This window comes from Variovorax sp. 10N420 (genome assembly GCF_056394705.1).
Window position 1 is genome coordinate 203,845 of record NZ_JBFTIJ010000006.1, and the last position, 12,236, is coordinate 216,080.

At 64.0% G+C, this 12,236-nt stretch carries 12 protein-coding genes; all 12 read right to left on the reverse strand.

Annotated features, from left to right (window positions below; translation table 11 throughout):
- Nucleotides 1-14: 14 nt before the first annotated feature.
- A complete protein-coding gene (locus AC1DEK_RS17395; RefSeq protein ID WP_478126517.1) occupies nucleotides 15-833 on the reverse strand; it encodes a c-type cytochrome in 819 nt (272 codons plus the stop codon).
- Complete coding sequence (locus tag AC1DEK_RS17400; RefSeq protein WP_478126518.1) at nucleotides 833-2,452, reverse strand: cbb3-type cytochrome c oxidase subunit I; 1,620 nt, start codon at nucleotides 2,450-2,452, stop codon at nucleotides 833-835. The genes AC1DEK_RS17395 and AC1DEK_RS17400 overlap by 1 nt, the downstream gene beginning before the upstream one ends.
- Complete coding sequence (locus AC1DEK_RS17405; protein WP_478126519.1) at nucleotides 2,439-3,011, reverse strand: cupredoxin domain-containing protein; 573 nt, start codon at nucleotides 3,009-3,011, stop codon at nucleotides 2,439-2,441. Before AC1DEK_RS17405 ends, AC1DEK_RS17400 begins: the two co-directional genes overlap by 14 nt.
- Complete coding sequence (locus tag AC1DEK_RS17410) at nucleotides 3,008-3,220, reverse strand: hypothetical protein (RefSeq protein WP_478126520.1); 213 nt, start codon at nucleotides 3,218-3,220, stop codon at nucleotides 3,008-3,010. Before AC1DEK_RS17410 ends, AC1DEK_RS17405 begins: the two co-directional genes overlap by 4 nt.
- A gap of 20 nt (nucleotides 3,221-3,240) precedes the next feature.
- On the reverse strand, nucleotides 3,241-4,452 hold the full coding sequence (locus AC1DEK_RS17415) for a c-type cytochrome (RefSeq protein ID WP_478126748.1): 1,212 nt from the start codon (nucleotides 4,450-4,452) through the stop codon (nucleotides 3,241-3,243).
- 83 nt (nucleotides 4,453-4,535) lie between these two features.
- On the reverse strand, nucleotides 4,536-5,222 hold the full coding sequence (locus tag AC1DEK_RS17420) for a c-type cytochrome (protein WP_478126749.1): 687 nt from the start codon (nucleotides 5,220-5,222) through the stop codon (nucleotides 4,536-4,538).
- 252 nt (nucleotides 5,223-5,474) lie between these two features.
- Nucleotides 5,475-6,482 carry a YeiH family protein gene (locus AC1DEK_RS17425; RefSeq protein WP_478126521.1) on the reverse strand — a complete coding sequence of 336 codons (1,008 nt, stop codon included), beginning with the start codon at nucleotides 6,480-6,482 and terminating at the stop codon, nucleotides 5,475-5,477.
- A 7-nt stretch (nucleotides 6,483-6,489) separates the two neighbouring features.
- A complete protein-coding gene (locus tag AC1DEK_RS17430; RefSeq protein WP_478126522.1) occupies nucleotides 6,490-8,118 on the reverse strand; it encodes a 3-(methylthio)propionyl-CoA ligase in 1,629 nt (542 codons plus the stop codon).
- Between the two features lie 49 nt (nucleotides 8,119-8,167).
- Nucleotides 8,168-9,526: an MFS transporter gene (locus AC1DEK_RS17435; protein WP_478126523.1), complete on the reverse strand. Its 1,359-nt coding sequence runs from the start codon at nucleotides 9,524-9,526 to the stop codon at nucleotides 8,168-8,170.
- 11 nt (nucleotides 9,527-9,537) lie between these two features.
- Nucleotides 9,538-10,509 carry a quinone oxidoreductase family protein gene (locus AC1DEK_RS17440; protein WP_478126524.1) on the reverse strand — a complete coding sequence of 324 codons (972 nt, stop codon included), beginning with the start codon at nucleotides 10,507-10,509 and terminating at the stop codon, nucleotides 9,538-9,540.
- A gap of 38 nt (nucleotides 10,510-10,547) precedes the next feature.
- Nucleotides 10,548-11,138: an RBBP9/YdeN family alpha/beta hydrolase gene (locus AC1DEK_RS17445; protein ID WP_478126525.1), complete on the reverse strand. Its 591-nt coding sequence runs from the start codon at nucleotides 11,136-11,138 to the stop codon at nucleotides 10,548-10,550.
- A 3-nt stretch (nucleotides 11,139-11,141) separates the two neighbouring features.
- Nucleotides 11,142-12,200: a beta-keto acid cleavage family enzyme gene (locus AC1DEK_RS17450; protein WP_478126526.1), complete on the reverse strand. Its 1,059-nt coding sequence runs from the start codon at nucleotides 12,198-12,200 to the stop codon at nucleotides 11,142-11,144.
- Nucleotides 12,201-12,236 lie beyond the last annotated feature (36 nt).

Consider the following 12,236-nt stretch of genomic DNA (forward strand, 5'->3'; position numbering starts at 1 on the left):
CCCGGACTGGTCCTTCACCTGGCTTCGCGCACGGGTTCGCGCCGTGCATAGAAGTCCGCGACGCTGTCGAGCTCCTGCGCTGTCAAAGGCCGCACCATGTTGCGCATCTGTCCGAAGCTGTCGTTGCGGCGATCGCCCGCCGCAAAGGCCTTGAGCTCTTTCAGGAGGTACTCCTTGGGCATGCCTTCCAGCCACGGCGCGCCCAGTTTGTGGTCAATGCCGCCATGACACGCGACACAGGGCACGATGTTCCTGAGCGGGTCGCCGACGCGCACCAGCGCGGGCGCATCGGGTTCGTCAGGCCGCACGAGGGCGGCGCGCGCCTTCGGAAGCGAATCGTAATAGGCGGCGACGTCCTGGATGTCCCGCTCCGACAGCCTGTTGGCGATGGTCTGCATGAACGCGCTGCTCCGGTCGCCGCGCTTGTAGTCATGAAGTTGCTTGATGATGACTTCAGGATACTGTCCGGCGAGATTGGGCGAGCCGCCATCGCTCATGCCCTGCGCGCCATGGCACATGCTGCATTGCTGGATCGCGATCGTCGCGCCGCGGCCAGTCGCGTCGCCAGCGCCGGAGCGGCCCATCGCGTTCGTCAATACGACGCGGGTGGTGCCCGTGCCCGGCTTTGGCCATTCACCAGCGGTCGTCCATTCGCTGGGTACGCCCGCCGCTCGGCAGATGCTGTCCCAGAGGCTCTTGGCAGTGAAGTCGCCATGTCTGGACGGCAGCCAGACGAACCCGACCAGCAGCGTCGCCGCGGTGAGCGCGATGATGCCGACCAGGCTCCATCGAAACCATCGGTTGCTCCATGCGAACAGGCTGGCTTGCTGCATCACCGCCCTCCGATGGGAATGACAGGCACAGAGGCATTCTCGAGCGAGGCCAACTGCGCAATGGGAAAACCGTAGTTCACGACCGTGAGAGCGATCATCAGCACGACCCAGAGCGCAAAGCCGTTCAAAGCGACCGGGATGGTCGCAGGCATATGGATTGGCGTGCTGAACCTGTAGGGCGCGGGCACCGCTTCGCTCTTGCCCGCACGCGCCAGGATGAAGATGAAAAGCAGCGCGGACACCACCAGCAGCAGGCCTCCAAGAGTCCCCGCCACAAGCGTCCAGCCCTGGTTGCTGAGCGCGGGGTTCGAGAAGTCGAAGTACGCCATGCGCCGCGGCTGTCCGAGCAATCCGACCCAATGCCAGGGCAGCGTCATCACCATCATTCCGACGAACCAGAGCCAGAGTTGAGTCCGCATAAGGCCGGCGGGCAGCGGCTTGCAGCCGGTGAGCTGCGGCCACAGGTCATAGGCGACCACGAAGTACATGATGACGATCGCGCCCGCAAAGATCAGGTGAAAGTGCCCCGTCACCCACTGCGTGTTGTGGATCGCCTCGTTGAGTTGAAAGCTCATGTTGATGAGCCCGCCCGCACCGCCCAGGCCCAACATGACGAACGAGAAAGCGACGGCCAGCATCATCGGATTGCCCCATGGCAAGGCCTTCACCCATCCGAAAGCCCCCCTCCCCCCGCGCAAGCGCGCCGCGATCTCGACCGACGCGACGATGGTGAAAACAGTGAGAAAGGTGGGCACGGCCACCATCGCCGTGAAAGCTGCGTGCACGAACTTGAACCCTGCGCCCACCTGCGGATCGGCGAAGAGGTGATGAATGCCGATGGGCATCGAGAACACAAGGAAGAGCACGAAGGCGACGCGCCCCATCGTGTCGCTGTAAAGGCGCCCGCCAATGGCGCGAGGCACGATCGTGTAGAACGCGATGTAGGCTGGCATCAGCCAGAAGTACACGATGGCGTGCAGCGTCCATGAGAAGAAGACGCGTGCCAGGCCGGCGTTGATGGTGTCCGTCAGGCCCACTGAAGCCGGCAAGATCAAAAGCAGGATCTCGAGGGCGGCGCCCACCGATGTCCACGCCCACAAATAGGCACCGGCGACGTTGCCGAACATCGCCAGCGGCACAGCCGAGCCGGCATTCTTTTTCTTCCATGCGCTCAGGTTGATCGACATGAGCGCCACCCAGATCCACGAGCCGACCACCACCAGCACGATGCCAAGGTAGTAGAACGGGCTGGCGATCATGGGCGGATAGAAGGTGTAGAGCACCGATGCAAGGCCCAGCGCGACCGGCGTGGCAGCCATGACCGTGCCAACGACCACGAGCCAGAAGCCGGCCCATGCCCAGCGCAGGCCAATCAGCGGCTGCTTCAGCGCGAGTTCGCTGATCGCATAGCCGAAGCCCATCGCCACCAGGGTCGGGAGGACATAGCCCATCACCGTGCCGTGCGCGGTCACGGAGCGGTAGTAATGTTCCGGGTCGCCCACCCACGCACTGAGCGGGCTGCGCACGAACATCTGCCATTCGCCCAACACGATGGCCGCGCCGAATGCGATGAAGGCCACCCAGAAGTGCGCGAGGACGAGTTTTCTAGCGAGGAACACAGCTCATCCTCTCTGCGCCTTTGGCATTGGCGAGGAATTCATCGGCGGGCAGCACCTGCACGCGGCCCCACATCGCCTCGTGGCCCGTGCCGCAATACTCATGGCAGGGCATCAGGCGGTCGCCAGTCTTCTCGAAAGTCGCGGTGAAGGTGGCGATAAACCCCGGAATCAGCATCACATTGGCGTTCGTCTTGTCGACGATGAAGCCGTGGACGGCATCGGCGCTGGTCGCGCGAAAGGTGACCGGCACACCGGCCGGAACGACCAGGCATTGAGGCTCGAACGAATACTGCTGTGCGACGAGCCTGACCACGACCTTGCCATTTGCGTCGACGGTGGTGCCCAGGTTGTTTTCGACGAACTCGCCCGAGACGTGCAGCGTGCGCGGATCGATCGTCTCCACCCGCGACGGCGGCATCGACGCCCAATGCAGTCCGGTGATGATCATCATCGCGAGCAGCAGCGCGATGATGATCATCACGACGATCGCCCAGCGCCTTTCCGCCCCTGCCGCGACGGCTTCGGATGCGCGCGACACGTCGGCGTTTGTCGATGTCACTGGATCACTCCTCGCGGCACGAAGACCAGGAAGTAGAAGAGGAACACGATCGCGACGACGATGAAGGTGGCGACTCCGACGACGGCGAACGTGCCCGCTGGTCCGAGAGAGACGATCTCGTCGATGCGCGCTTCTTCTCGCGCCTGCTCTCGCGCCAACTCGGCGGCTTCGACGGCAGTTGGAAGATCGTCGGGAGTTGCGGTGGCCATGGCGCGGACCTTCCTTGCTGCTATTCGGGAACGAGCGTTCGCAATTCGCTCACGCTGGCGGCGGTCACCGGCGTTCCGCTGTTCTCCCAGGCGACGCGGACATAGGTGACGACCGCCGCCACCTCGTCGTCATTGAGGATGTGCGAGAAAGGCGGCATACCGTGGGGCTTCGGGTTGCGCTTCGTGCCGGGCGCATAGCCGCCGTTCAGCACCATGCGGATCGAGTTGACCGGGGAGCTCATCGTGATCGACTGATTGCCGGCGAGCGGCGGAAACTGCGGCGGATGTCCCTTGCCTTCCTCGCCGTGGCACATGACGCATTGCGTCGCATAGATCTTGCGTCCGAGCTCCATCACGTTCGGACTGACCAGCCGCGCACTGCTCGGCGGCGGTGGTTCGGAGTCCCGCTGTGGAAGCTCCTTCAAATAGACCGCCATCGCCTCGACATCCGCGTCGGAGAGGTATTGGAGGCTGTTGTAGACCACCTCTGCCATGGGCCCGTAGACAGTGGCGCGATCCGAAATGCCGGCCTGCAGCAGATCGCCGATTTCCTTCAGGTTCCAGTTGCCGAGTCCCGCCTCGCGGTTGGAAGTGAGGGACGGCGCATACCAGTTCTGATTCGGGATCATCCCGCCTTCGAACTCCTGCGATGTCTTCGAGCCGCCAAGCTTGTTGATTGCCGTGTGGCACATGGCGCAATGCCCGAGGCCTTCGACCAGATAGGCGCCTCGATTCCACTGCGCCGACTTGCTCTTGTCGGGCGCGTATTCGCCCTGCTTGAAGTAGAGCGCTCGCCAGCCGATCAGCAGGTCGCGCTGATTGAACGGGAACTTCAATTCATGGGGCCGATTCTTCTGGCTGACCGGCGGCACGGACATCATGTAGGCGTAGATGGCGTCCGAGTCCTCGCGCGTGACCTTGCTGTACGACGCAAAAGGCATCACCGGGTACATCAGCGAACCGTCTCGCGAGACACCCTGATGCATCATCCGGTAGAAGTCCTCGGAGGTCCAACGGCCGATGCCGGTCTCGTCGTCGGGAGTCACATTGGGAACATAGAGACTGCCAAAGGGGGTCGCCATCGCGCGTCCGCCCGCGAATTCCTTGCCCCCGGGTGCGGTGTGGCAGGCGATGCAATCTCCGGCGCGTGCCAGATATTCGCCCTTGTTGATCGTCTGCGTCGTCGCGCTCACTTCGACCTTCCCCGGCTCCTCCGGAAGGTATCCGGGCATGAAGTAGAAGAAGCCGGCGACGAGCACCGCGACGACCACAAGTCCGGCGAGAAGGAGGTTGCGTGTTCCTCTGCGCATGACGCCTACATCTGGCTGCCGCATGACAAGGGCATGCGCTGGAGGTTGGAGGACGCGGGAGAAGGATCGTGCGGCGGGTCCTGGCTCGACAGCCAGGTCGCCACCGCGTACACATCCGCTTCGGACATCCGGTCGGCGATGCGCTTCATGCAATCGGGCTGCGCGGCCTGCCGGTTGCCCGTGCGCCACCGCGTGAGCTGCGCAACGATGTAGGACGAACGCAATCCCACCAGCCCCGGGATGCCCGGCTCCATCCCGGTGAGTCCGGGGCCGTGGCATGAAATGCAGGGCGGTATCTGCTTGCTCGCATCGCCCGCGACGGCGATCGTCGCGCCGCGCTTGATCACCGAATCCGGCCCCGTAGGCGGCAGATTGGCTTCAAACGCGGGACGCTGCTTGGCGAAGTGCTCGGCGATCTCCCGCAGATAGGCGTCCGGCAGATAAGCCACCAGGTAGTTCATCGGCGGATAGACCCGCTTGCCGTCACGGAAGGCGACCAGTTGGTTGTAGAGATAGGCCGCAGGCTTGCCCGCGATGCGCGGAAAGTACGGGTTGCTGGTGCCTTGTCCGCTCTGGCCGTGACAGGTGACGCAGCCTTGGACCCGCGCTTCCATCGAATCGACCGTCTTGAAAGCGGGGATCGCAGGGTCTTGCTGCGCCAGCGCCGCGCGCGCAAAGGCCAGGACGAACATCGCCGTCAGCAGCGCCGCCCGTCCTGGTCTGATGCGAAGGGGTGGCATTCTGTGATCGGCCGTTCCGTCGAGCCTCAGTCCAGACCCGAGACCATGAGGCCGGCGGAAGCAACTGAACATGAAGCCGGCAACGCGTGGAGCTTCATCATCATGGACGTTCCTTTCTGCCTTCTGGTTACGAGCCCAGCAAAAAATTATGATTCCGCCGCAGATGCACGTATTGACGATTGTCAGTTCATCGCAAAGCGCCGTTCAGGACAACCAGTGCATCATCGCAAGGACGAGTCCGATGAGAAACACAGTCTCACCGACCATCAGCGCCACCGGTTTGAGGCCCACCGTCGCCAGCTCGCGCAATTGCGTCTTCATGCCGATCGCAGCCATCGATGTCACCAGACACCATTGCGAAAGGTCGGTGCCCAGCTTGGTCAGGCCGGCCGGAACCCATCCGGTGCTGTTGATCGCGAGCAGCACCGCAAATGCCACCGCGAACCACGGGAGCAACGGTGGCCGGGGTCCGCCGGCGCCTTTGCCGCCAGCGCGTGTACACATCACGGCAAAAGCGATCACCGGCAGCAGCATGGCCACCCGCATGAGCTTGACGAGGGTCGCCACGTCGCCGGTCTCGCGCGACATGCTGTAGCCCGCCCCGACGACTTGCGCCACGTCATGGATGGTGCCGCCGAGGAAAATCCCGGCCGCGCGCGGGTCCAGTCCAAGCAGATGCGCCAGCAGGGGGTAGACGACCATCGCCAGCGTCGACAGCGCCGATACGCCTATGACCGTGAACAGCGTTGCGCGCTCCTTGCCCGGATGGGCAGGCAGTGCGGCTGCAAGTGCCAACGCGGCCGAAGCGCCGCAGATGGCGGTTGCGCCACCGGTGAGCAAGCCGAACAGGCTCTGGAATCCGAGCAACTTCGCGGCAATCATCGAAACGGAAATGGTGACCACGACGCAGATGACCACCAGCAGCACCGGATGCCAACCTAGCGCTGCGACCTGGCCCATGGTGATGCGAAACCCCAGCAGCGCGACCCCGCAGCGCAGCACTTCGCGCGCAGTGAACCCGATGCCGGCCGCGCAGGCGCCGTCGCTCGAGAGGAAGTTCATCGCCATGCCGAGAATCAGCGCGAACAGCATGACGGGCGCGCCATAGTGCTGCGAAAGCGAAGTCGCGGCGATCGCCACAACCAGGCTGGCAAGTACGCCAGGAAAGAGCGTGCGGCCGCGAGTCGGCAAGGCCGCGAAGGTCGTGATCATTGGGTTGTCAGGCTTGTGCGAGCAGGTGGTTCTGGAAAACGTCGCGCAGCTTGTTCTTCTGCACCTTGCCAGTCGGCCCCAGCGGAATGCTGTCGACGAAGACCACGTCGTCCGGCGTCCACCATTTGGCGATTCGCCCGTCATAGAAGGAGAGAAGTTCATCGCGCGTGACGGACTCACCCGGCTTGCGCGTCACCACGAGCAGCGGGCGCTCGTCCCATTTGGAGTGACGGGCCGCAATGCAAGCCGCGAGCGCCACTGAAGGGTGTGCCATCGCGATGTTTTCGAGGTCGATCGAGCCGATCCACTCGCCGCCGGACTTGATCACGTCCTTGCTGCGGTCGGTGATCTGCATGAAGCCCTCGGCGTCGATCGTGGAGACATCGCCCGTGGGGAACCAGCCGTCGACCAGAGGAGCATCGCCCTCGCCCTTGAAGTAGTCGGAGATGATCCACGGACCACGCACCATCAGCTCGCCGGCGGTGACGCCGTCGTGCGGCAGCTCGGCACCGTCTTCGCCGACGATCTTCATGTCGACGCCGAACACCGGCCTCCCCTGCTTGGCCTGGATGGCGAGACGCGCCTCGGCATCGAGACCCTGTTGGCGTGGCTTGAGCGTGCAGACGGTACCCACCGGGCTCATCTCGGTCATGCCCCAGGCGTGCAAGACCTTGACGTCGTAGCGTTCCTGGAAGGTGCGCATCATCGCGGGCGGGCACGCCGAGCCGCCGATGATGGTGCGGCGCATGGTGCTGAATTCGAGTCCGTTGCCTTCGACGTGCGTCAACAGGCCTTGCCAGACGGTGGGCACGCCAGCGGAGACAGTGACGCCTTCGCTTTCAAAGAGGTTGTGCAGCGATTTCCCGTCGAGCCATGGGCCCGGAAACACCAGCTTCGCGCCGACCATGCAAGCGGCGTACGGCAGACCCCACGCGTTGACGTGGAACATCGGGACGACCGGCAGGATGACGTCGTTGGCGGAGCAGTTCAGCGCATCCGGTAAAGCGGCCGCATAGGTGTGCAGCAGGGTCGAGCGGTGGCTGTAGAGCGCGCCCTTTGGATTGCCGGTCGTGCCTGACGTGTAGCACAGCGACGAAGCAGACTTTTCGTCGAACACAGGCCAATCGAATTCAGGCGAATGCGCCTCGACCAGCTCTTCGTAGCACAGCAGATTCGGCACCTTGGACGATGCAGGCATGTGCGCCCGGTCGGTCATCGCGACGAAAGCCTTGATCGTCGATACATTGGACGCGATCGCCTCCACCAGCGGCAGAAAGGTCAGGTCGAAGAACAGGATCTGGTCTTCGGCGTGGTCTGCGATCCACGTCACCTGATCGGGATGCAGGCGGGGGTTCAGCGTGTGCAGCACGGCACCCGAACCCGAGACTGCGTAGTAAAGCTCCATGTGGCGGTAGCCGTTCCACGCCAGTGTGCCGACGCGGTTGCCGAACGCAACGCCGCGCGCGGCCAAAGCACCGGCAAGACGCCGTGAGCGCTCGGCCAGATCGCGATACGTGTAGCGGTGAACATCGCCCTCCACGCGCCGCGACACGATCTCCTGCTCGCCATGATGGCGTTCCGCGTGCGTCAGGAGCGTGGAAATCAGCAGCGGCTGCTCCATCATCAATCCGTTCATGGATGTCTTCTCTTTCAATTCGTCGAATTCATTGGATGGAGCGGTCCGCTCAAGCCATTGCCTGGCGCCCGGGGGCGACGGAGTCGGCTCGCGCCTCGTGCTCGGCTGCCTCTCCCGCACGCTGCAGATCGCTCTCGTAGGTGCGCGCTGCAATCAGGAGCGCTGCGGCAGCCAGCAGGCTGAAGAGCGGCACGACCATCAGCGCCCGCTCCAGCGACCACGCATCTGACAGGAAGCCTGCAATGAGCGGCCCCAGGGCCAGGCCGAACAGGTTCTGGAAAAGCGAGAGCACCGAAGCGCCGGTTGCGCGAATGCCAGGATGGATCACTTCGATCACTGCGGCAGCCACAGGGCCGACGGTGCAGGTCATCAGAAAGCCCCCAAAGGCAAGCACGCCGAACTGCGCACTGGCAGTGAGCTGAACGCCGATGCTCGAAGCGCCGAAGGCCAACATCAGCACGACCATGGAAGCGACGCACAGCAGCGCCGTCGAGTACAGCTTGAACTTCGGGCGACGACGCCCCGAGTAGTCGACCACGGCGCCCCAGACCACACTTCCCAATGCGCCGCAGAGAACGACCAGCGAAGCCTTGATGGCGGCCTGTTCCGGCGCCATGCCATGAACCCGGTTCAGGAAGCTCGGCAGCCATGACCAGATCGCCGAGACCGCAATCAGTTGCAAAGGAGCGGCGATGCACAGCCAGAGCATGGTGCGCGAGCGAACGAGCGCATGCATGATGGCACTGGCCGTATTGCGCGCCGAGCTGGTCGCCTGGTCGAGCCGCGCGGTGAGCTTGACTGTCGGGTAGTCGCGCACCTTCAGGTACAGCAGCGCAAGGATCAGCCCAGGAATGCCGACAGCACCGAATGCAGCCTTCCACCCGAAATGGGCGGCAATGACGCCACCCAGCATCACACCCAGAACGGAGCCCACCGAAGCCGAAGCGAAGAAGCCGGCGAGGACCGCGCCGCGAAGCCGCGACGGAAAGTGGCTGGCGATCAACGCGGCGCCGACGGAGCCGTAGCCCGCTTCGCCCAGGCCGACCGTTGCACGTGCCGCGAGCAAGGTGCCGTAGCTGCGGGTGAACATGCAGGAGATGGATGCCAGGCTCCAGATGGTGGCCATGACAACCACGCTCTTGACGCGGCTGGCGCGGTCGGCGAACAAAGCGACCGGAATGCCGGCCAGCGCAACCGTGACCGACACCGCCGAGACAAGTCCGCCGAGTTGCTTGTCGGAGAGGCTCCATTCGCTCTTCAGGTACGGGAAGAGCGACACGATGACCTGTCGATCGATGTAGTCGAACATCATCAGGGCGACTGTCATGGCAAAGGCGAACCAGGCCTGCCCGCGGGTGAACAGGTAGCCGTCCCTGCCCGACATTGCTTGTGTTGCAGCGATATTCATTGCATCCCCCATCAGGGCACAAGAACGGTCGCGCCGACCGTCTGGCGGGACTCCAGCGCAGAGTGCGCGTCCGCCGCGTCCGCCAGCGCGAAGGTCTGCTTCGGCTCGCTCACGATGCCGCCGGACAGCACGTGCCCGAACAGCTCGTCCGCCATCGAGAGCATGTGCGCGCGCGGCATGATGTAGTGCATCATCGCCGGCCGCGTGATCCAGATGGACCCCTTGACGGCCAGAGTCATCGTGTCGATGACAACCGGCCCGGACGTCGTGCCGTTGCTCACCAGCACACCGCGCGGGCGCAGGCTGTCGAGCGAAGCTTCGAGCGTGTCCTTGCCGACCGAGTCATACACCACCGGCACGCCCTTGCCGTCCGTGATCTCGCGCACGCGCTCGGCGATGTTCTCGCGCGAGGTCACGATGACATGAGCGCAGCCGTTCGCCTTGGCGATCTCTGCCTTCTCGTCCGAGCTGACGGTGCCGATCATCGTGACGCCCATCGCCTTCGCCCACTGGCAGGCGATCGAGCCCACGCCACCGGCAGCCGCGTGATAGAGGATCGTCTCGCCGCCGTGGAGCGGAAAGACTTGGCGGAACAGGTACTGCACCGTCATGCCCTTCATCATCAAGGTGGCTGCAGTGCGATCCGAGACGCCATCGGGCAGCGGAATCAGCACGTCGGCAGGCATGACGCGAACGTCCGAATACGCGCCCTGGGGGCCGATCAGGTAACCGACGCGGTCGCCGACCTTGAATTCCGTCACGCCCGGGCCGATGGCTTCGACGACGCCCACTGCATCGGAGCCCAGTCCACTGGGCTTCGGCACGGGATAGCGTCCGGTTCGAAAGTAGATGTCGATGAAGTTCACGGCCACAAAGGTGTGGCGTACGCGAACCTGGCCTTGGCCGGGCTCGCCGACTTCGACGTTTTCGAGCTTGAGCACTTCCGGACCACCGGTGTCGTGCAGGCGAATGGCGAGTGCCATGTTGTCTCCTTGGATCTTGATTCAGGAATGGCGGGCGCTCAGCCAGCCGCGTTGTCGTTGTCTTTGTCGTCGTCGGCGAGTTCATCGATGAACTGCTCGGCCTCGGGCCAGTGGCCGAAGCCAGAGGCCGGATTGAGGTGGCCAACCTCACCGAGGTCGACGAGGCGGCTGCCCCAGTCGCGCGCGAGGTCGGCAACTCTCTCGTACTCGGCGAGCGGATCGTTGCGGCTGGCGGCAACGATGCTCGGAAACGGAAGACGCTGACGCGGCACGGGCAGCCAGCCGCTCGCATTCAGTTGTGCCACTGTGGGATAGCCGTCGGGCATGGGCCGCTCGAAGTCCGGCGGCGCGGCAAGCAGCGCGCCCAGAACGGGGCGCCTTGTCTGCAACGCCCAATGCGCCAGCATCACGACGCCGCCGCTGTGCGCGACGATCAACAGCGGCCCTTCGATCGCCTGCGCTTCACGCTCGATGGCATGGACGCGGGCTGCGCAGTCCAGATCCTCGCGGCCCATCGGCGGCACCACGCGCACGCGCGCCAGGCGCTCCGCGAGCAGCGTCTGCCAGTGCGCGGCCACATGGTCGCGCAAGCCGGGGACGATCAGGACAGTGGCAGGCCGCGCAACCATCGCTCAGGCCACCTTGCGCAGGAAGCCCTGGTGGGCGCCGTTGCGGTTGGGAGCGAAGCCGTTGGCCAGCAACGACTCTTCGACCGTGTCGTAGAAGACGCCGATCTTGCTGATCTCACGCGCTTGCCGGGCGGTCGCAATGGGGCGGCCGAATTCGCGTGAGATCCGCACCAACTGCTCGATCTGCTCGACCGTGCTTGCCTTTTTGGTGCGCGACTGGTTCCACAGGTTGTCTTCGGTGCCGGTGCGCACGTGCAGGCCCATGGCGATGCCCATCATGTTGACCGGCAGCACGTTGCGCATCGAGCTTTCGACCGTCAGCACAGCGCCATCAGGTGTGGCGCGCACGAAATTGGCCAGGTTGTAGATGCTCGGCACGTCCATGCCGCCGCCGATCGCCACCCAGTTCATGACCAGCGGGCCCTTGTAGATCCCGCGGCGCATCAGGCGCTCGACCGACTCGAAGCTGTTGATGTTGTAGCACTGGAAAGCGCTCTGGATGCCGGCTGCGTTCAGGCGGCGGATGTGCTCCTCGGCCCAGCCGGGCTGGGAAGGCACTGTCATTTCCTTGTAGGCGTTGAAGACTGCCGGGTCTTCCATCGAAGTGCCCTTGTAGTCCTCGTATTCCCAGTGCTCGACGACGTTCATCTGCGACGTGTTGATCGTCACGGTGACCTGATCGGGCTTGGGATCGAGATCGGCCAGCATGTGGCGCGTGTCGTCGCTCAGCCACTTGGCAGCCGCGCCTTCGTTTTCCGGTGCGAAGCTGATGGAGCCGCCCACCTGGATGATCATCTCGGGCACGGCATTGCGGACGCCAGCGATCAGTTCATTGAACTTCGACAGGCGCTTGCTGCCCTTGCCGTCGAGTTCACGAACATGCAGGTGCAGCACGGTGGCGCCGGCGTTGTAGCAGTCCACTGCCTTCTGGATCTGGTCTTCCATCGTGACAGCGATGTCCTCGGGGAAGTCGGAGGGCACCCACGACGGCGCGTAGGGCGCTGCCGTGATGATCAGGGGCTGCTGGTTTTCGGGGTAAAGGGAACCGTCGAGATAGTTCATGTTGAAGGCTCGTGGAAAAAGTAAATGGGACGGAAG

Excerpts from the sequence above, each read along its gene's own strand:
- AC1DEK_RS17420 (WP_478126749.1), bottom strand. The coding sequence starts at position 5,222 with ATGTTCGTCCTGGCCTTTGCGCGCGCGGCGCTGGCGCAGCAAGACCCT.
- AC1DEK_RS17410 (WP_478126520.1), bottom strand. The coding sequence starts at position 3,220 with ATGGCCACCGCAACTCCCGACGATCTTCCAACTGCCGTCGAAGCCGCC.
- AC1DEK_RS17450 (WP_478126526.1), bottom strand. The coding sequence starts at position 12,200 with ATGAACTATCTCGACGGTTCCCTTTACCCCGAAAACCAGCAGCCCCTG.
- AC1DEK_RS17445 (WP_478126525.1), bottom strand. The coding sequence starts at position 11,138 with ATGGTTGCGCGGCCTGCCACTGTCCTGATCGTCCCCGGCTTGCGCGAC.
- AC1DEK_RS17430 (WP_478126522.1), bottom strand. The coding sequence starts at position 8,118 with ATGAACGGATTGATGATGGAGCAGCCGCTGCTGATTTCCACGCTCCTG.
- AC1DEK_RS17435 (WP_478126523.1), bottom strand. The coding sequence starts at position 9,526 with ATGAATATCGCTGCAACACAAGCAATGTCGGGCAGGGACGGCTACCTG.
- AC1DEK_RS17440 (WP_478126524.1), bottom strand. The coding sequence starts at position 10,509 with ATGGCACTCGCCATTCGCCTGCACGACACCGGTGGTCCGGAAGTGCTC.
- AC1DEK_RS17415 (WP_478126748.1), bottom strand. The coding sequence starts at position 4,452 with ATGCCCGGATACCTTCCGGAGGAGCCGGGGAAGGTCGAAGTGAGCGCG.
- AC1DEK_RS17395 (WP_478126517.1), bottom strand. The coding sequence starts at position 833 with ATGCAGCAAGCCAGCCTGTTCGCATGGAGCAACCGATGGTTTCGATGG.
- AC1DEK_RS17425 (WP_478126521.1), bottom strand. The coding sequence starts at position 6,482 with ATGATCACGACCTTCGCGGCCTTGCCGACTCGCGGCCGCACGCTCTTT.